The sequence below is a fragment of the Pseudanabaena sp. FACHB-1998 genome, assembly GCF_014696355.1.
GTDB lineage: Bacteria > Cyanobacteriota > Cyanobacteriia > Pseudanabaenales > Pseudanabaenaceae > Pseudanabaena.
In genome coordinates this window covers 72,804-91,634 of record NZ_JACJQA010000033.1, presented here as the reverse complement: position 1 = coordinate 91,634, position 18,831 = coordinate 72,804, and the positions used below count along the sequence as shown (strand labels likewise).

Annotated in this window: 16 protein-coding genes; 6 read left to right on the top strand and 10 right to left on the bottom strand. The window is 44.0% G+C overall.

Annotated elements, in window-relative coordinates; translation table 11 throughout:
• Window positions 1-100: 100 nt before the first annotated feature.
• The gene (gene tsaD, locus H6F42_RS14265; protein WP_190400035.1) at window positions 101-1,126 is read left to right on the top strand and encodes a tRNA (adenosine(37)-N6)-threonylcarbamoyltransferase complex transferase subunit TsaD; all 1,026 of its coding nucleotides are present in this window, start codon (window positions 101-103) and stop codon (window positions 1,124-1,126) included.
• Window positions 1,127-1,186: 60 nt separating this feature from the next.
• Here the strand turns inward: tsaD and H6F42_RS14260 are convergent, their stop codons facing one another.
• Window positions 1,187-2,572, bottom strand: coding sequence for a 1-acyl-sn-glycerol-3-phosphate acyltransferase (locus H6F42_RS14260; protein ID WP_190400034.1), 1,386 nt, complete (start codon window positions 2,570-2,572; stop codon window positions 1,187-1,189).
• Window positions 2,573-2,877: 305 nt separating this feature from the next.
• On the opposite strand from H6F42_RS14260, the gene H6F42_RS14255 reads away from it, so the two are divergent.
• A complete protein-coding gene (locus H6F42_RS14255) occupies window positions 2,878-3,735 on the top strand; it encodes a hypothetical protein (RefSeq protein ID WP_190400033.1) in 858 nt (285 codons plus the stop codon).
• 90 nt (window positions 3,736-3,825) lie between these two features.
• Here the strand turns inward: H6F42_RS14255 and H6F42_RS14250 are convergent, their stop codons facing one another.
• Window positions 3,826-4,716 carry a vitamin K epoxide reductase family protein gene (locus H6F42_RS14250; RefSeq protein WP_190400032.1) on the bottom strand — a complete coding sequence of 297 codons (891 nt, stop codon included), beginning with the start codon at window positions 4,714-4,716 and terminating at the stop codon, window positions 3,826-3,828.
• 234 nt (window positions 4,717-4,950) lie between these two features.
• Window positions 4,951-5,817: a photosystem I biogenesis protein BtpA gene (gene btpA, locus H6F42_RS14245; protein ID WP_190400031.1), complete on the bottom strand. Its 867-nt coding sequence runs from the start codon at window positions 5,815-5,817 to the stop codon at window positions 4,951-4,953.
• A 170-nt stretch (window positions 5,818-5,987) separates the two neighbouring features.
• Here btpA and H6F42_RS14240 point away from each other — a divergent pair, with 170 nt between their 5' ends.
• On the top strand, window positions 5,988-6,440 hold the full coding sequence (locus tag H6F42_RS14240; protein ID WP_190400030.1) for a DUF29 domain-containing protein: 453 nt from the start codon (window positions 5,988-5,990) through the stop codon (window positions 6,438-6,440).
• A 150-nt stretch (window positions 6,441-6,590) separates the two neighbouring features.
• A complete protein-coding gene (locus tag H6F42_RS14235; RefSeq protein WP_190400029.1) occupies window positions 6,591-7,853 on the top strand; it encodes a lipid-A-disaccharide synthase in 1,263 nt (420 codons plus the stop codon).
• Between the two features lie 78 nt (window positions 7,854-7,931).
• Here the strand turns inward: H6F42_RS14235 and msrA are convergent, their stop codons facing one another.
• The 5 genes from msrA to H6F42_RS14210 all read right to left on the bottom strand — a co-directional run bounded on the left by msrA (window position 7,932) and on the right by H6F42_RS14210 (window position 12,180).
• The gene (gene msrA, locus H6F42_RS14230) at window positions 7,932-8,588 is read right to left on the bottom strand and encodes a peptide-methionine (S)-S-oxide reductase MsrA (RefSeq protein ID WP_190400206.1); all 657 of its coding nucleotides are present in this window, start codon (window positions 8,586-8,588) and stop codon (window positions 7,932-7,934) included.
• Between the two features lie 365 nt (window positions 8,589-8,953).
• A complete protein-coding gene (locus H6F42_RS14225; protein ID WP_190400028.1) occupies window positions 8,954-9,250 on the bottom strand; it encodes a DUF1816 domain-containing protein in 297 nt (98 codons plus the stop codon).
• A 95-nt stretch (window positions 9,251-9,345) separates the two neighbouring features.
• Window positions 9,346-10,851: a 23S rRNA (guanosine(2251)-2'-O)-methyltransferase RlmB gene (gene rlmB / locus H6F42_RS21660; RefSeq protein ID WP_199289023.1), complete on the bottom strand. Its 1,506-nt coding sequence runs from the start codon at window positions 10,849-10,851 to the stop codon at window positions 9,346-9,348.
• On the bottom strand, window positions 10,848-11,243 hold the full coding sequence (locus H6F42_RS14215) for a ribonuclease III domain-containing protein (RefSeq protein ID WP_190400027.1): 396 nt from the start codon (window positions 11,241-11,243) through the stop codon (window positions 10,848-10,850). The genes rlmB and H6F42_RS14215 overlap by 4 nt, the downstream gene beginning before the upstream one ends.
• 520 nt (window positions 11,244-11,763) lie before the next feature.
• Window positions 11,764-12,180, bottom strand: coding sequence for an STAS domain-containing protein (locus H6F42_RS14210; protein ID WP_190400026.1), 417 nt, complete (start codon window positions 12,178-12,180; stop codon window positions 11,764-11,766).
• 193 nt (window positions 12,181-12,373) lie between these two features.
• Here H6F42_RS14210 and H6F42_RS22145 point away from each other — a divergent pair, with 193 nt between their 5' ends.
• Both H6F42_RS22145 and gatA read left to right on the top strand, forming a co-directional pair.
• Window positions 12,374-12,505 (top strand): hypothetical protein, encoded by a 132-nt coding sequence (locus H6F42_RS22145; protein WP_277873872.1) that lies wholly within the window; start codon window positions 12,374-12,376, stop codon window positions 12,503-12,505.
• Between the two features lie 138 nt (window positions 12,506-12,643).
• Window positions 12,644-14,104, top strand: coding sequence for an Asp-tRNA(Asn)/Glu-tRNA(Gln) amidotransferase subunit GatA (gene gatA, locus H6F42_RS14205; RefSeq protein WP_190400025.1), 1,461 nt, complete (start codon window positions 12,644-12,646; stop codon window positions 14,102-14,104).
• A gap of 125 nt (window positions 14,105-14,229) precedes the next feature.
• Here gatA and H6F42_RS14200 read toward each other — a convergent pair whose 3' ends face one another.
• Window positions 14,230-15,519: a glucose-1-phosphate adenylyltransferase gene (locus H6F42_RS14200; RefSeq protein ID WP_190400024.1), complete on the bottom strand. Its 1,290-nt coding sequence runs from the start codon at window positions 15,517-15,519 to the stop codon at window positions 14,230-14,232.
• 763 nt (window positions 15,520-16,282) lie between these two features.
• A complete protein-coding gene (locus H6F42_RS14195; protein WP_190400023.1) occupies window positions 16,283-18,592 on the bottom strand; it encodes a DEAD/DEAH box helicase in 2,310 nt (769 codons plus the stop codon).
• Window positions 18,593-18,831: the final 239 nt, after the last annotated feature.

The window sequence follows — 18,831 nt, the reverse complement described above, 5'->3', positions numbered from 1 at the left end:
CCTTGGTAAAGCAATCTTCACAACCTGTAAAGTAATTTATTAATTAAGATGATGTAACGTGAACGAAGTTCACGTTACATCATCTTAATTTTGATTAAAAATGCCAACTATTCTTGCGATCGAATCTAGCTGCGATGAAACTGCGGCGGCAGTGGTATGCGATCGCCAAATTCTCAGTAGTGTAGTTTCTTCGCAAATTCAAACCCATGCTCTGTATGGTGGGGTTGTGCCTGAAATTGCCGCCCGTCAGCATGTGGAGACGATTAATCCTGCGATCGCCCAAGCATATCAAGAATCAGGCAAAACTTGGGATGAGATCGATGGAATTGCGGTGACAACGGCTCCGGGATTGATTGGTTCGCTGATGATTGGGGTGACTGCGGCAAAAACCTTGGCAATGTTACACAAAAAGCCTTTGATTGCGGTGCATCACCTTGAGGGGCATATTTGCTCGGCTTTACTTGCCGATTCCACCTTAGAGCCGCCTTTTTTATGTCTATTAGTTTCTGGCGGACATAGCAGCATTATTCTGGTGAAGGATTACACCGATTATCAAGTGATGGGTAAAACCCGTGACGATGCCGCAGGTGAAGCCTTTGATAAGGTGGCGCGTCTGCTGGGTTTAGGCTACCCCGGAGGACCCGTTATTGACAAGATGGCGATCGCGGGTAATCCCAAGGCGTACAAATTACCACAGGGACGAATTCCTGAAGCGCCCTATGATTCGAGTTTTAGCGGGCTGAAAACCGCAGTTTTGAGGCTAACTCAAAAGCTCAGCCCCAATGGTGAGCCATTGCCGATCGCCGATATTGCGGCGAGTTTCCAAGAAACGGTGGCGGCGGCTTTGGTGACGCGCACGATTAAATGCGCGATCGAGCATAATTTATCGACCATTGTGGCAGTTGGTGGGGTGGCAGCAAATAGTGCTTTGCGATCGCGGCTGGTGACGTTGGCGGCGGAAAACCAGATTAAGGCAGTGTTTCCACCCTTAAGTTTATGTACGGATAATGCGGCGATGATTGGTTGTGCTGGGGCGATTCACCTTGCCAGAGGCGAGACTTCATCAATGAGTATTGCTACGCGATCGCGGCTTAATCTCGAAGATTGCCAAAGCTTATATATATAGAGAAAGGCGGCGCATTTTGCCGCCTTTCTCTGCAAAATAGACTCAAAGCATATCTTTTGGTTAAATTATTGATTTTACAAGGAGGTCATTGAGGGATTTGGAAATTTCTTCCGTGAGTTTGCGGGTGCATTCTTTGGCGGCGTTGCGGCTAGATTGATATTCGGCAAGCCTTGAGGATACAGAAAGAGGCTCTGCAATTGAAAGATACAACTTGCGATCGCCAAAGTTAGGAGATTGTTTAAAAGTAGATTTCGGATCGCGTTCGGTCACCCGACTGAGGACACTCCACATGAGTTTAATCACTTCAATGTAGCGACTGGGGCTGGGATGTTGGCGCACATAATCACTGGTGACCCCGATAATACTTTCGGCAATTTTCATGTGCCAATTGCTGTAATTTGCTTCGAGGGCAAGCTGGTCAGCAAAGCTCCGCTCAATCTGCGACAACTGCTCAATATCTTTAATGTCATTACGAAAAATGCGATCCCAAGCCGCTTGCTCCAGACGACGACAGCGATCAATGGCGGTTCCTTTTGCCTTTATGCCAAAATTCATTTCGGCAACACTAAGGATGCGATCGGTGAGATCATCAATGCGAATAGCAATATCATCGCTATCCGTAAATTCAGATTCCCTCGGCGCGTAATTACGATAAAAAGTTTTGTAATAATTGCTGACCCATTGCACTAAATAACTACCTAGTTCATAGAGTCTTTGATAGCGAGTTTCAGTGCTAATGGCGGACTTAGTTAAGCCACATTCTTTTTCGATCGCCATGATCGCCTCGTCAATCGCCGCCCAAGATGCCAAGGAATATTCGTACTGAATTCCCACAGGAATGATTAACATTTCCTCATTCCGTCCTTCCTTGAGCAAATCTTCGGCCGCCCAAAAGCCGATCTGAGCTACTCCTGGTTCTAATTCAGCTACCATTTCACTCTTACCGTTAGTACCACCCTCTGGAGCCATGGAGAGGGGTTCATCACCATTGGTAATTTGCTTTCGCATCAAATTTAGGGCTGGACGATCCAGCTTGCCCCGAAAGATCGAAATTCCGCCTAAAGCGGGAAATAGCGAATTGATGTAGTCTCCTGCCCATAGAGAAATCCCGCGATCGTACACAAAAGCACTATGGGGTGTATGTTTGAGCTTAATCCCCATAGCCCTTGCTTGCTCGGGGACTGCATAGACTAGTAAATACAACATCCCAAAGGGATCATCAGTGGTCGGGTGACGAAAGGCGATGATATAACGCGCTTTGCCCTCTTGAAATTGTTTGGTCGCTTCGACAAGGCGATCGACATAGCGAGTTTCAATCTGCTTAATGCCACATTGCCACCGCAGCCAAAAGGGCGTTACGAAGCGGATAGCCTTCAAAATCAACTGATTAACTTTGGGCGGATAGACTTTGAGGGGTGGTTGGACGCGGGTCAGATCTACTGCCATGATTACCTAAATATGCGTATGAAAAGGATGAAAATGACGTTGGCTAAACTAATTGCAAATCTTGCTTCAAGTTGCAATTAGGACTTCGCAGTAAAACTAGAAACAGATTTTTGATAGCGCAGCGAAGCTGCGCTATCAAAAATCTGTTTCTCTATTAAATTGCAGAACTCTTGCCAAAAAATACCAAAAATAGTCTTGATGATTAAAACATGCAAAGTAAGTCTTTACAATTAGAGTATGGTACAATCGCGCCCAATTTCGTTCTCGCCCAATTTTGTTTTTCGCTCCCCTTGGCGGGCAAGCATATGAGACCCCACACATCCACACATCTTCGTAGTTTTGCCTTTGGACTAATATCTCTGGTGAGTATTAGCGCCAATTTTAGCGCCCCTGCAAAGGCTCAATCTTTTCCTAATGATTCTTCACCAGTTAATCAAGCAAATACTGGCCCTACTCAATACCTTGTCTATTTGCCTAATGCGGCAAATATTAAACAAGCCAAAATTTTAGCCCCAGATGCTTTTGTAAGCCGTCTCGATACGGGCGAACAGGTAGTGCAGTTAGGTCGTTTTAATAATTTAAATTTAGCGCAGCGGCGGGCTTCTCAATTTAGTCAGGCGGGGCTTGCGCCCCAAATACGCACCGTGCAGAGTAAATTTGCGACAATCCCTTCTATTCCTAGCCCATCCCCTGTAAATCCAGTCCCTAATATTCCAAGTTCTAATCCTTTGCCGCAAAGTTCTGTACCGATTCCTGTGGAATCAATTCCTATTCCTACATCTAGGACTAATGATGCTTTGCCGGGAGTTCCTAATTCGGATTTTCCGAATAATACCAATAATAATGCGATCGAAATTGTCCGATCGCCTCAGCCAATTCCCCAGCCTAGCCAGTCTATACCCATTCAAAGCCCACCACAGACTATTTCTAGCGCTAATCAGGGCAATGTGAATAATGCCCAATTACGCTATTTTGTGATTATTCCTACAGGCTCAGTGTCGGAATTGCAAAGAGTGCAGGCGATCGCCCCCAATGCTCAATTACGCTCCTCCTATCGCGGTACTTATATTGAGGTGCAGGGTTTTCCCGATCGCCCTAGTGCCGAGACCCTAAATGGCACAATTCGCCGCCAAGGTTTTGATACAAGGGTTGTATTTTTCTAAATCACACTAAAAAAAGTCCGTGCAAAGCACGGACTTTTTTTAGTGTGATTTTTCATAGATAAAAATGCTATGCACTTTTATCTGTGGGTATTAATTGCGATCGCCTGTATAGCCAGAGGCATCGGCTAATTCATCTAAAGATCGCTCACCAGAGAGCATTTTGCCATTGATTTCCCAAGTTGGATAACCTTTAATCCCCTTTTGAGCGCAGAGTTCAGGTTGAGGCTTCTCACCCTTAGCATCACACTCCACATAGGGGATCAACTTTTGAGCTTCGCCAAATTTTTTCTTCTGATCCATACAGTGCGGACACCAATAGGCTCCATACATCTTGGCATTGGTTTCCGTTAGATGTACTGCCAAGCGCCCCGCAAAGGTATTTCTCTGAGCCGCTAGTTTGCCCTGACTGGCATAAACCCCTAGCGTACCTGTCAGGGTGACGATCGCAATGATCGCACCCGTAAAAAATAACTGACCAATATCTTTCCAAGCATTGCCAAACACGGTCAGCAGCCAGATCAAGGTCATATTGAGGGCTGAAGTGATGCAGTAAATACAAAACTGAGGTTTGCCGCCAATACTCCCTGAAGCCAACAAATACATGAGGTAGCCACTAAATACAAAGGTGGCTGACGACACCATAAACATCAAGAAAGCTGATACTTCCTTGATTTGGTTTTGGGATTTAGGGTCGTCTTTTTTTAAAATATAGGGTGTAGTCGCTAATAGCCCTAGTGTGAGATAGCCCAAGGCTCCAAAAATTGGGAGAGGAATTCCAAAAATTTTGGCGTATTCACTACTAAGGACTAGGTCACAACCACTGCCTTCAACATTGCAAAGGGCTACCTGTTGTCCTAGAAAGTGAGTAACAGTTAAATAAGTTGTTAAAGAAAAGCCAAATAGTGATATTGCCGCGATCGCAGGGCGCGACCACCGATGCAACCATGGCTCAGATCGTTTGCGCGTAGCTGTTCCTGACAATTTATACCTACCTGCTAATAGTGCTAATAGTCCCAAGCGAAATTAAAAAGCTATATATACTCCTAAAACCAAGAATTAGACGTTGCGGCGCTTCGCGCCGCAACGTCTAATTCTTCACTGGGAAGGGAGTAGCAATCTCAATCATCTGTATTTTTCAGTCTTGTATAAACACACTCCCGAAGGAGTTGCGCTTATACCAATCATTTAGAATTGCCATAACCATATATTAAGATTTTACCCAATCGGTATGGTGGGCGATCGCAGGATTTGGGATTCAGCTATATGCTTGTTCTTCTTATTGGCAATATCTAAACGCACAGCATCCACAAATCGACTAACCCTGATCGGATCGATCGATTGTTGAATTTGACCATTGCGCTTCAGCGAACTAGAGACAATTACGCCATCAGCATATTCCATGAGTTGAGGAACATTCTCCCAAGTTGCGCCCGAGCCAACAAAGAGAGGCGTGTCACCACAGGCAAGCTTGGCTTCCCTGAGATCCTCTGAGGTTGGCGGATTTCCCGTTGCCCAGCCTGACAAAATTACCGCATCGGCTAGCCCACGATGGATCGTGTCATAGACAGCCGCCGTAATTTGTGGCACTGAGATCGGTTGTGCGTGTTTAACTAGCACATCGGCAAAAATTTTGACATCGGAGCCTAGTTCCCGACGATAGCGCAGCAGTTTGTAAGCATCACCTTCGATAATGCCTTGATCGGTTGCCATTACGCCCATAAGCACGTTAACGCGAATAAATTTCGCGCCCACACAGGAAGCGATCGCCATTGCACTATGACCATCATTTCTCAGAACATTGATGCCCACGGGAATCCCAACCATCTGCTTGACCCGATGGACAACCAGACTCATGGCACTGACTACCGCAGGATCAACGCGATCTTTTGTAAACGGAGCATCAAAAAAATTTTCAACGATAATCCCATTCACTCCGCCTGCGGCAAGCGCTGTAGCTTCCTGTTCGGCACGATCAATGACCTCTTTAAGGCTACTCCCCCAACGAGGCGAAGTCGGCAATGGCAAAAGGTGAATGACCCCAATTACGGGTTTTGGTGTATCAAATAAACTACTTAAATCCACATGCGTGATGTTTATAAAAATTTGGGTAAAAAGCTCAGTTACTAGCCTTTAATTTAACTCGATTATGAGTGCATAATTTTATCGTGAATTCGATCCCGTCATTTCAATTTCTGGCGATAATACAAAAAATGAGTTTTAGCGATCGCGCCAATAGCAAAGGAGCAAGATAAATGACTCAAGCAATTGCACCACCATTGACCTTATACGATCGCGATCTGGATCTGTGGTTAGAGACTGTGATCATCCAACTGAAAGCGGGAGACTTTCACAATCTTGATGTCGAAAATTTAATAGAGGAGTTAGAGGGCTTGTCTGGCAGTAACAAACGTGAGATAGAACATCGGCTAGAGCGATTGATCGAGCATATTCTCAAGCGGTGCTATGTCAATATGCCTGAATGTTATAGAGGTTGGTTGCTCACAATATTCGATCAACGTAGAGATATTAATAAGCTTCTTAGACAGTCGCCTAGCCTTAAGCGTCACTTTTTGAAAATGTTTGATGATTGCTTTGAAACTTCTTTAAAGCGGATCAAGATTGAATATCCTGATTACAAATTCCCTGATACATGGCAATTTGGGCATGATATCGACACAATGCTCAATGCTGATTTTTGGGAGTAACTATTATGCGTTCAACTCTATAGCGCACACGCAGCATAGGCTACATCCTTTGAGTAAAAAGATAAGTGGCGGCGCGAAGCGCCGCCACTTATCTTTAGGGTTTTGGTATTAAGCGATCGTATGATTGGTAAGAAAAATCGGTAATTATTCATGCTCTCCACTCCTCCCGTCACAGATATTTCTACGGATATTCTGATCCTGTCTAATGGACCGGGAGAGTTGAGTACGTGGGTATATCCTTTTCTGAAAGCTTTGGAAAATGCGTGGCGATCGCCTGATGAATGCGCCACAACACGGATTTCGATCGCCTTATCTCCTTGTCAAAATGCCAGTGGACAGGAAGCAAACCTTGCCAAAAGTTTTCCCAAGGTGGATCGCGTATTGCCACAGGAACAGTTTTTTGATTTTTTGCTCTGGGGTCGAACTCCTAATTGGCAATGGGCTAAACAGGGAATCGTAATTTTTTTGGGGGGAGATCAATTTTTTGCGGTGGCGATCGCTAAGCGGCTAGGCTACAAAACTTTAATCTATGCGGAATGGGAGGCACGGTGGTATCGCTGGGCAGATTTATTTGCGGTGCGTAATGAGTCGATCGCCACCAAAATTCCGCAATCCTTACGACATAAAGCCTCGATCATCGGTGATCTTATGGTCGATCGCCTAGATGCTAACTCTTCACCTACACAGCCCCAGCCATTTAGAGTTTGTTTTATGCCGGGGTCTAAGGGGCATAAATTAAAAATTGGTGTGCCTTTGATGGTGGCGATCGCCGACATTCTCCAGCAAAAAAATCCTGAACTCGATTTAGTCATTGCCCTAGCGCCAACCACCAGTCCCGAAAATTTAGCAAATTATGCTCAATATCCTTTCCCGACTCCTGATAGCGCTGGCTCGACTGCCACTTTAGTTGATGGTAATTTGTTAACCGCTAAAGGATCAATCATCAAAATTCATCAAGAATTTCCTGCCCATGCGCTTTTAAACAGTAGTCAAATCTGTGTAACTACCGTTGGGGCAAACACTGCCGAGCTTGCTTCCCTAAATCTACCGATGATTGTGTTATTGCCCACTAATTTCTCTGATATGAAGGTGGGTTGGGATGGCTTGCTGGGGCTAATGGCAACCGCACCAATATTGGGCAAGTTTCTATCGAAAGTCATTAATGCCGCTTTAATTTCTCAAATTAAAAACAAGGGGCAATTACTATCATGGCCGAATATTTGGGCTGGAGAGGCGATCGTGCCAGAAATTTTAGGAGAAATTACGCCCACTCAAGTCGCGGAGCGAATTATATTTTATTTTGATCATCCCGACGAGTTGATCAAAATGCGCGATCGCCTCAAGCGAGTATGTGGCGCGTCAGGAGCCGCCAGTAAACTTGCCGAGATGGTTGTTAACGCGATCGCTCCATAAAACCGAAAGAGTTGCGGTGCAAAGCACCACAACTCTTTTTAAAAAAAGTCAGTCGCTTGGGCTGACTTTTAAGGAATTTTAAGCAACTGTGGCAGCAGGATAACAAACGTTTGTACCACCTAAACCACAGTATCCACCAGGATTTTTAGCTAGGTATTGCTGATGATAGCCTTCAGCATAATAAAATTCACCAGCATCACGGATCTCGGTTGTAATGCCCTGCTTCATGCCTGAAGCCTTCAAAGCCTCTTGATACACTTCCCGCGCCTCTTCGGCTAGTTGGCGTTGGACATCGTTGTAAACATAAATCCCTGAACGATATTGAGTACCTTTATCGTTACCTTGTTGCATTCCTTGAGTAGGGTTATGGGATTCCCAAAAAACCTTTAGCAAATCTGAGTAGCTAATTACCTTGGGATCATAAACAACTAGCACAACTTCATTATGTCCAGTCTTCCCCGAACAGACTTCTTCATAGGTAGGATTAGGGGTTAAGCCTGCGGCATAGCCTACAGCCGTAACATAAACTCCCTTTTGTTGCCAAAAACGACGCTCTGCTCCCCAAAAACATCCTAAACCAAACACAGCTGTTTCCATGCCTTCAGGGAAAGGCGGTTTAAGCGCATTCCCATTAACGAAATGCTGTGATGCGGTAGGAATTGCTGTGGGTCTACCAGGTAGAGCATCCGCCGCAGTTGGAAGGGTTAATTTTTTTCCAAGTCCAAATAACATAATGCTTACCAAAAATAAAAGTGTTTTTTAAGAGATGCTTACGAAGCTTAACTCTTTCTCATTTATAGCAATATACCAAAACCGAAGAGAGAGTTGCAGCAAGAAGCGCTGCAACTCTCTCTTCGGTTTTGGCTATAAATCGTTAGTAATGGAAGTAATAGCTTCCGAAATCATCCCTTTTCTGCCAGAATACAAAGCTCACAGTAGATTTTAAATGATTATCACTTAAAATCTACTGTGAGCTTTGATACTGACATTCAGCGATCGCTGATAGGCACAGGCGAAAATCCCTAAAAGATTCTCTTTATGCATTTATCTCATAAAAAACTTGGGACATTTGTCCCTCAATTCATTTACTAGTTATTAAATTAAAGAGTCTGACCGCTAAATGCAGGAAAGCGGTCGAACTTAAAATCCAGTGATTCATCATAGACTGTGAGCTTATCAGGTTTGCAACGCCTAACAGCTACCGATAGCCCCTTAGAACCTTCCGATTCTAAATCTTCAATGTAGCCAGTCTTAGCTGCTTCAGCTTCTGATGTACTAGTGAAAGGTCCAAAGTAATAAGTGCAGCGTGGTGAATCGGTTACAATTTCGACCCATACAGCCAAACCAAACGTTTCGAGAATTGAAGTAAAAATGTTCTTAAACAAGTTACCACCCATGATTTTACATAGCTAAAGTGAATGGTTTAGATGAATTATAAAGCCTTTAAATTTAAAGGTTTCTTCCATACGTTTATATAACTTAAAACATGGCTTCAAGACAAATTGTTCAGGTTTAACGTATTTACCCAACGTTGTCTGAAAATCTCATATAGAGCCATTCCAGTCGCAACCGAAGCATTTAGACTTTCTACTTTTCCATCTAAAGGAATAGAAACTAGGAAGTCACAATTCTTCTGAACAGAAAGACTCAAACCTTCTCCTTCGGCCCCAATCACTAAGGCGATCGCACCCGAAAACTTAGCTTTATGTATGGGATCACCTGAACTTGCCACAGTTCCATATACCCAAAATCCAGCTTCTTTAATCTTCTCAAGAGCGCGATTGAGATTGACGACTCTAGCAACGGGTAAGATTTCTAACGTGCCTGCGGCGACCTTGGCAACGGTGGCTGTGATGCCTACAGCACGTCGTTGAGGAATGACCAGAGCCTGTGCTCCGAGAGCTGCCGCACTCCGAATGATCGCTCCTAAGTTATGGGGATCAGTAATTCCATCAGCAATTACTATCACTGGTTGAGTGGATTTCTCTTTAGCGGAAGCAATCAAGAGGTCGAGATCTGCATATTCATAGGCTGAGACTTGAACAGCTATACCTTGATGCCTTCCATTATCGGTGATGCGATCAAGACGAGTTGAGTCTACTTCGTCAACGACTGCACCTGATGCTTTGGCTTCATCAATTAAGGGTAAGAAATCGGGAGAGTAGCGAAGTCTTGTAGTGACCCAAATCCGATTAATGCTGCGATCGCCCGTTAAAACAGCTTCAACAGCATGGCGACCATAAACAATATCAGGATTTTCGGGAGCTTGGCTGGGGGGAACAATGCCTAATTCACCATCTGGATCGATGTTCCGCGAGACTGGTGGTAGCGATCGTCTCTCAAAATTGGGAACCGATGTACGTTCACGATCAAACTTACGATCACTAAAGTTGCGATCTTCAAAATTACGTTCAGGGCGATCGCTAAAATTACGTTCCGAGCGATCGTTACGTTCAAACCGTTCAGGGCGATCAGTACGTTCAAATTTCTTGTCGCCGAACTTTTTATCGCCGAACTTTTTGTCGCCAAATTTCTTGTCCCCGAACTTTTTATCGCTGAACTTTTTGTCCCCAAACTTTTTATCGCCAAACTTTTCACCGATTTTTTTGGCAATGGGCTTGTCAAATTTGCGATCAAATCTAGGTGCTGAGTCATCTTCAGATGGTCTTTGATAACTCTTTTCAGGACGACGATCTGAATATTTATCTGAATATTTATCAGGTTTAGCTGAATACTTAGAGTCAGAACGGCTGTCTGAGCGCTTGTCGTACCCCTTATCTACCGCTTTGTAGGGCTTGTCAAAGGATTTGTCAGCATTGCGATCGGGGCGCTTTTCTGATCGCTTATCGGAATACTTGTCGGAACGGTTATCAGAGCGTCGGTCTGAATATTTATCAAAAGTCTTGTCGGAGCGTTTCTCGAAATTTCTGTCTACATCTCTATCAGTGTTTCTGTCAGATGGTTTCTTCTTGGATTTCAGTCTAGGTTGCGATGTCATGGCGGCGAGGGGGTATCGATGTGGCTAAGTAGCTGAGTAAAAATTTGGTCGAGGCGATCGCGATCGGCTAAGTAAAGATAACCAATCAAAGCCTCAAATCCTGTGGCTTTTTGATAAATATGGGGATCGACTTTGCGTGAGATTGATCCTGCGGCATTGCGTCCGCGTCTGACCAGATCAGACTCAAAATCAGTAAGATCCAATTTTTCTAAAAGGTTTGCTTGCTGTTCTGCTCTAACTTGGCTCACTACAAGTTGATGATATTGCTTAGCAGTGCGGGGCGGTAGTAAATAATGCAGCCGCATTTGCATTTCATAAACAGCATCTCCTATATAGGCTAGAGCAGAGACTGGTATCTCAGTGATATTTTCAATTCTTGGACTAAGAGACATTACAAGATAATGCCATTGCTCAATAAGTTAGGTTGCTCACAGCGATTTGCGCTGCGATAGGAACTCATAATTTGCTTAAAAACTTTGTATAACAATACTTTCAAGAGAATTATGACAGTTCGAGTTAGTTGCAAATTTTCTATATTTTGATTGGAGACAAAATATTTAGACGCTTGACATTCACATTTGTTTTAGACATGAATGGGCAGGTCATCCCTGCCCATTCATGTCAATAAATTTTATCTCATTTACATCATAAGTCGATTAAGACTAATTTTGGCAATATCAAAGTTGATATTTATGTTGGTATTCAATTGATATTCAAGTAGCTAAAGGCTGCAATGCTATTGCAACCTTTGAATTTAGGAGGATTTAGAAGTGTTGCCCCGATTTATTTTTCTGAATACTTGACATGGACTGAGCTTGGAATGTCTGTCTACATAGCTTTACATATAAGACTAAATATTTATATTTAGTAACTGATATTGACTGGGCTAATTGACGATCAATCGGTTATTGGCTACTTAGTCTGACCTAGCTTTGCTAGAGCTTCATCAATGGAGGTCTGAAGTGACAAAAATTGATCAAGTCTGACTAGTTTGACGGTTTGGGTAACTCGGGGATTGGTAATAATCTGGAGAGTACCATTCAAACCCTGAGTTTTCTTTGCCATTTGCACTAAGACCCCAAGCCCAGAACTATCGATAAAATCAATGGTTGACAGATCTAAAATCACATTAAAGGGGCCATCCTCAACGCACTTGCCAATGACCTTTTTGAAGGCTGGCTCAGAAAAAGCGTCGAGAAGACCTGTGAGGCGGATCAATTGATAGGTGTCCTTGACTTCGCGGCTGCCTCTTAAACTCACAGTCAGGGTTAGCGGTTCAGGAATAATGACCTCCAAGCGGTGCGAACGTACCTTAATTTGCGGATACATTGTATTTGCTTTGTTCGTACTTGTCCAGAAAATAGTTAAATTTGTAGCTTAAAATATTAGAATTAGCCTTGCACCCGATTGGATGATTGAGATTCTTTCGCCAGATCAAAGTCAAACTAAGTTAGTCAAAAAAATATTGTTTGTCCTTGAAAATGCAACTGAAGTAGCATAGCTACTCGATCCTGATGAAGAGGTGATTTTTATTTATCGCGCTAATCAAGCTTTGCAAATATACGATCGCCTTGAACAAGTTTTACCCATGCCAGACTTTGCCAGTGATTTGCAATTAACCGTAGAAACTATTTTTAGCTGGCTCAGTGAATGAAATCGTTAAATCAAAATCATATTTTTTGTAGCGCGGCGAAGCCGCGCTACAAAAAATATGATTTTACTGCGTCTTCCTTAGCATTAGCTAGTTTGGTTTTATAATTGGGATTCTGCCCAATAACCCATCAGATTGTTTATGTCATCGATCGCCCAAATTCGCCAAACCTTAATCAATAAAGAGCGATCAGCAACTGAAATTGCTCAAGAGTTTTTAGATCGGATTGATCGCTTAGAACCGAAATTACATAGTTTTGTGACCATTACGCCTGAAGTGGCGATCGCTCAAGCCAAAGTTATTGATGCGGCGATCGCCGCAGGCGAAAATCTACCAGTGCTGGCAGGTATCCCTCTTGGCATGAAAGACAATATGTGTGTCAAGGGAATGCCGACTACCTGTGGCTCCAATATGCTCAGAAATTTTGTGCCGCCCTATGAGGCGACGATTACGGCAAAACTGCGCGAAGCTGGAGCCGTGATGGTGGGTAAGACTAATCTTGATGAATTTGCGATGGGTAGCTCAACAGAAAACTCAGCGATCGCGAAAACTACGAATCCTTGGAACACGGACTATGTCCCGGGGGGATCATCAGGTGGTTCGGCAGCAGCAGTTTCTAGTGGTGAATGTGTAATTGCCACAGGCTCGGATACGGGCGGCTCGATCCGCCAACCTGCTTCCTATTGTGGTGTGGTCGGACTCAAGCCAACTTACGGACTAGTCTCCAGATTTGGATTAGTTGCCTTTGCTTCCTCCCTCGATCAGATTGGACCTTTTGCCAATACTGTTGAAGATGCAGCGATTTTCTTAGGGGCGATCGCAGGTTATGACCCCAAGGACTCCACCAGCATCAAGGCGGAAGTTCCTGACTATGCCGCTTTATTAACCCCTGATTTAACCCAATCCCTTAAGGGCAAAAAAATTGGTGTAATTACCGAAACCTTCGGCGAAGGTTTAGATAGCGAAGTAGAAGCTACTGTCAGAAAGGCGATCGCCCACTTCGAGAGCATGGGTGCAGAGGTCTACGAAATTTCCTGTCCGCGTTTCCGCTATGGCTTGCCCACCTACTACATCATTGCGCCCTCTGAGGCATCAGCCAACCTCGCTCGTTATGACGGCGTAAAGTATGGCTTGCGCGATGAGAATGCGGAAAACCTCTTGAGTATGTATGAAAATACGCGAGAGCTGGGCTTTGGTGCTGAGGTAAAGCGACGGATCATGATTGGTACTTATGTACTGTCGGCGGGCTATTACGATGCCTACTACCTCAAGGCTCAAAAAGTTAGAACTTTAATTGTTCAAGATTTCCAAAAAGCTTTTGAGCAAGTTGATGTTTTAGTTTGCCCCACTGCTCCTACGACAGCCTTTAAGTCTGGCAGTAAAACCGAAGATCCTCTAGGAATGTATTTGTCCGACTTGATGACCATTCCTGTTAACCTTGCAGGTTTACCGGGAATTAGCATTCCTTGCGGTTTTGACTCTAAGGGGATGCCTATTGGTTTGCAATTGATTTCTAATGTTTTGCGTGAGGATGTTTTGCTGCAAGTTGCCTATGGCTATGAGCAGTCAACGGAATGGCACAAACGCCAACCTTCGCTATAAACACAAAAGCCTTGCAGCGCAAGGCTTTTGTGTTTATAGCAATCTAATGAGAGAAGGGCGGCGCAAAGCGCCGCCCTTCTCTCATTAGATTGCTAGGCAAAGGCTACACTTTGGGCAGACTTTGTTTAGATAATCGTGTTATCAGGAATGACAGCATTTTTGACGACCACAACAATACCATTGCAAATACAGTAGCCTTGATCTTCGCGATTGGCATCTTGGATACGGTCTTTATTGATAATCTGCACATTCTTGCCAATTCTGGCATTCTTATCAATAATGGCGCGACGGATAGTCGTATTCTCCCCAATTCCCATCGGCACTATATCATTGGCGAGATCTACTACACGTTCCTCTTGAGGTTGATAAAAGTCACAACCCATTAGTAAGGTGTCTTCAATGGTGCAATTTGCTTCGATATGCATCCGAATGCCCACGACTGAGTTAGTAATGGTGGCTTGATTGAGCAAACATCCCTCCCCAATAACTGAGTCTTTAACTTTACAGTCATGTACCTTGCTAGGTGGTAGATAGCGAGCGCGGGTATAGATGGGTTTTTTGGTTTCGTAGAAGTTAAAGGCTGTTGCTGGGTGACGAGTTAAGTCTAGATTTGCTTGGTAAAAGGACTCAATAGTTCCAATGTCTTCCCAGTAGCCAGAGTAAAGATAAGCCTGTACATTCAAGTTTTGAATAGCGGCTGGAATAATTTCTTTGCCAAAGTCGGTGTATTCAGGATTTTCACCAAGCAATTTCAGCATTGCTTGCTTATTGAATACATAGATACCCATAGATGCTATGAAAGGATTGGCGATCGCCTCAGTCGCATCTAGACCAAGTTTAGTTGTATCAACGCGCATCCCCTCTAGAGCTTCACCTTTAGGCTTTTCAAGGAATTTGATTACCTTGCCTTCGCTGTCAGTTTTCAGTAAACCAAAAGCTGAAGCTTTTTTCTGATCAACGGGCAGCACAGAGAGAGTAATGTCTGCACCAGTCTCACGGTGATGTCTGACAAATTTCTCATAATCCATGTTGTACAGATGATCGCCCGATAGGATCAAGTACTCGCTGACATTCCATGATTCTAAAAGCCATGCATAGCGACGGACTGCGTCGGCTGTGCCTTGAAACCAATCAGGACTGTCGGGTGTTTGCTGTGCGGCGAGAATTTCTACAAATCCATCAGAATATGAGGCGGGACGATAGGCTTGATTGACGTGGCGGTTGAGAGATGCGGAGTTAAACTGCGTCAGGATATAGATTTTTTCGATTCCTGAGTTGATGCAATTACTTACAGGAATGTCGATGAGTCGATATTTTCCTGCGACGGGGACTGCGGGTTTGGCTCTTGTCTTTGTGAGGGGATATAGTCGGCTTCCCTGTCCACCGCCCAGAATGATAGCCAGTACATTTTTCATAAATTCTTCGGATTATCTTGGCTTTTTTATTTACATACTTTTCTGAATGCAAACATTGTCTATCTTTGCGGGGATCGTTGCAAGTAATGCGAACACCGAATCCTTAGAAATTATTAAGAGGATTTAATATCGAGTTAATTTTTGTAAATTTTTGGATGCAAAATTTAATTCTTAATAAGGTTGCATTTTTTTTTCATTTTCTTAAATCTCCGATAAATTCCCTAAAAGATTACTCAATTAGTTTCTGGGCATTTATAGCTGTGGTCACTTGCTTTATGACAAATCAAAACCCAAGAAGTGAGTAGCGACGCGAAGCGCCGCCACTCACTTCTTGGGTTTTGATGAAGCAGCCCAAAGCGTCGCCTTCCCATGAGGTTGATTTGTGCTCATCCACTTAGCAATAGCCATAGCAAAACATAAAATGGCTAAGTCATTTTGTGTTTTGCTGTAACACTAGTAAGAGCAATCTCATCCTCAAATCTAATTCTCAAAAGACTTATGCAAACTGATAAATCTCAAGACAAAAATCAGTCAACTAACAAAAATAAAACTGAAGAAGTACTTTGTAGTCATTGTTTGAGGACTGCAACTAACGGAATTAAATGTCAGGGGATTTGTGTCGCTGATAGCAACTATTAAAACGAAGCTTACTTTCTCACCCAAGGATTAGTGGTGCGGCGCTTTGCGCCGCACCACTAATCTTTCATCGGGAAGAGAGTACTTACTCACGGGTCAGCCTGTAGAATAATTTCACCCTGTGAAATTATTCTTGAAATTCAGGAAATTTGCGAGCTAACTCAGCGATCGCAGGACAAATGGGAGCATTTTCAGTGCGATTTTCAAGGGTATTCCAACTAAAGGGCGCAGATTGAGCCGCCGATAGCCATAACAACTTTTTGGCACGAGTCATACCCACATAGAGCAGCCGAAACTCTTCCGCCTGTTTGAGATAGCTACATTGTTTCCAAGCCTCTTCAGCGTTAGGAATGACATCCTCATGGATGATCGCTCGGATTTGCGCTCTTGTCACATCGGGCAAACCGAAATCTCCTAAAAACTTGACCGCTTCAGGAATATAGGCTTCCCCCGGACAAAGACGTTTATGCAAAAAGGGCATAAAGACCACATCCCAATCTAGTCCTTTAGCTTTGTGGAGACTGATGATCGTCAACTGCCCTCCTGTCATGTAGCGCCCTTCGAGGTTTTCATCTTCCACCGCTTCAAAGTTTTCTGAATCCACGATTTCCTTCAGGCTTTCAATCACCGTTTGCATAGAATAATTGCCTACTAGTTGCTGATTGAGGCGATCGCCTAATTTGTCAGCCGTGGCTAAAAGTCCTGCTTCATCGTCATAGAGTGCAAAGGCAATAAATGGGATGAGATTATATAAAGGAAGTTCTATTTTTGCACGGAGAAGCCCGACACATTTTGCTTGGGTTTCCAATGCCAGAGCAGTTAGAGGTGCATCTAGTAAGGTCGGATAGAGAAACTTTTCGGGATTACTAGCTAAGAAATTGAGGTCTTGTTGGGAAGAGATTTTTTGACGCTCCTTAAGAACATCCAAGGCAGATTTGAGATTGTCGGGCGAATGGGGACGTTCCATAAATTGCAAAATCGCCAACATATCCATCGGCACACGCGATCGCCGATCGCTCTGCTCGACATCATAGATTTTAATGTCATATTCCTTAGTCAGCCATGCCAAAGACTCCGCCACAAAACGCCCTTGATTATGCTGACGCACCAAAATCGCCATACTTAGCTTGGGGTCTTGTTCATACAGCTTTTTAATGCGTAACCCAATCATCTCAATTTCCTGCTCAATGCTATCGGGGGCATAGATCTCCACTCCATTCCCAATTGCTTCAGGATTCGCATTTGCCTGTGGATCGTCCGCATCTACAGGACGGATTTTTTGAGTGCGAAAGGGTTTTTCGTTTTTGGCATATTCGGGGGAATGATTGACCCAATGTAAGACAAAGTTTGCCGCCCGCATGATATTTCGGTTGCTCCGCCCCGCTTGATCGAGGGTTGAGAGTTGCGAGAATTTTTGGCAGCGATCGCAAAACTCATTAAAAAAGCGCGGATCGGCAGGCGTAAAAGTTGAATTAATTGCCTGATTAGGATCGCCCACCCGCATTAAATTTTTTAGTCCATCATTCTCACTGATTCTCCCAGAGAAGTTTGGGAGAAAGGGAACTTGCTCTTCTTCTCTCAGAGGGAGAGGGATCTGAGGGGTGAGGGCAAGAATTTCTAATAATTTGGTCTGCAATGGCGAAGAGTCTTGAGCTTCGTCTTCAAATACAGCAAAAACTTTTTCTTGCCAATATTTGCGAACGCTGTCATTTTGCAACACTCTCAAAGCGCCTAAAATCATGTCGTCATAATCGATCGCTCCTTCTTGGCGCAATAGTCGCTCATAGGTTTCATAGAGTCCTGCCGCAATGTCTAGAATATAGCCACCATCGGCAGCTTCCACTTCGCGCAAATTGGCGGGACTCAATCCTGAACTTTTTGCCGTAGCGATCGCTTCTCTTGCTAAGCTAGGCAAAACATCGGTGCGTAATACCGTCTGTCGCCGCAAGCGTTCTGTATCTTCTCCATCAAAGCTTCTACCTTCAAGGAGGAGATCGTACAACTTTGGATTCTCTTTTACCCAGAGATTCGTAGCATTGCGAATTAAGCGCTGCTTTTGAGATTCCGAAACAATTATCGTTTCACCTGCACCAAATCCTGATAATTCGCGATGATGACTCGCTATGGTATAAGCCAAACTATGCAAAGTACTCACCGTAAAGGCACTCTGGGGCAATCGCAAATTTTTTAAAAGTTCCGATACTTTTTTGCGAATGTTGCTTACCGCCGATCGCGTAAAGGTGACAATTACTAATTGCTTTTGGCGATGCAGTTGGAACTTGGCGATCGCGATCGCCGCCGCGACTGCCATCCCCGTTGACTTCCCTGCCCCCGGCACAGCCGCGACTGCTAACTCACCACCTTGCCAGTCCGCCATCGCCTGCTGACCTTTGCGGAGGGTCTTGCGTAATTCATTGAGAGCTTCAGTCGAAACCATAGACGATTTATTACGAATTTGTTAGGCTCAGCTATCTAAATTAGTACCATATCCTCCCTGTCTCTCAAGAATTAGTGGTGTAACGCTTTGTGCTGCACCACTAATTCTTGAGAGGCAAAGGAGAGTTACGGCGCAAAGCGCTGCAACTCTTCCTTGGGTTTTGTTTTGGTTTCAACATTATATGGTGATTACAAATTTCTGGATTTTAGATTGCTATGATGATATTAATAAGCAACAAA

Excerpts from the sequence above, each read along its gene's own strand:
- H6F42_RS14210 (WP_190400026.1), bottom strand. The coding sequence starts at position 12,180 with ATGTATCCGCAAATTAAGGTACGTTCGCACCGCTTGGAGGTCATTATT.
- H6F42_RS14255 (WP_190400033.1), top strand. The coding sequence starts at position 2,878 with ATGAGACCCCACACATCCACACATCTTCGTAGTTTTGCCTTTGGACTA.
- H6F42_RS14235 (WP_190400029.1), top strand. The coding sequence starts at position 6,591 with ATGCTCTCCACTCCTCCCGTCACAGATATTTCTACGGATATTCTGATC.
- rlmB (WP_199289023.1), bottom strand. The coding sequence starts at position 10,851 with ATGACATCGCAACCTAGACTGAAATCCAAGAAGAAACCATCTGACAGA.
- H6F42_RS14195 (WP_190400023.1), bottom strand. The coding sequence starts at position 18,592 with ATGGTTTCGACTGAAGCTCTCAATGAATTACGCAAGACCCTCCGCAAA.
- tsaD (WP_190400035.1), top strand. The coding sequence starts at position 101 with ATGCCAACTATTCTTGCGATCGAATCTAGCTGCGATGAAACTGCGGCG.
- H6F42_RS14215 (WP_190400027.1), bottom strand. The coding sequence starts at position 11,243 with ATGTCTCTTAGTCCAAGAATTGAAAATATCACTGAGATACCAGTCTCT.
- gatA (WP_190400025.1), top strand. The coding sequence starts at position 12,644 with ATGTCATCGATCGCCCAAATTCGCCAAACCTTAATCAATAAAGAGCGA.
- H6F42_RS14260 (WP_190400034.1), bottom strand. The coding sequence starts at position 2,572 with ATGGCAGTAGATCTGACCCGCGTCCAACCACCCCTCAAAGTCTATCCG.
- H6F42_RS14200 (WP_190400024.1), bottom strand. The coding sequence starts at position 15,519 with ATGAAAAATGTACTGGCTATCATTCTGGGCGGTGGACAGGGAAGCCGA.
- H6F42_RS14225 (WP_190400028.1), bottom strand. The coding sequence starts at position 9,250 with ATGGGTGGTAACTTGTTTAAGAACATTTTTACTTCAATTCTCGAAACG.
- H6F42_RS14240 (WP_190400030.1), top strand. The coding sequence starts at position 5,988 with ATGACTCAAGCAATTGCACCACCATTGACCTTATACGATCGCGATCTG.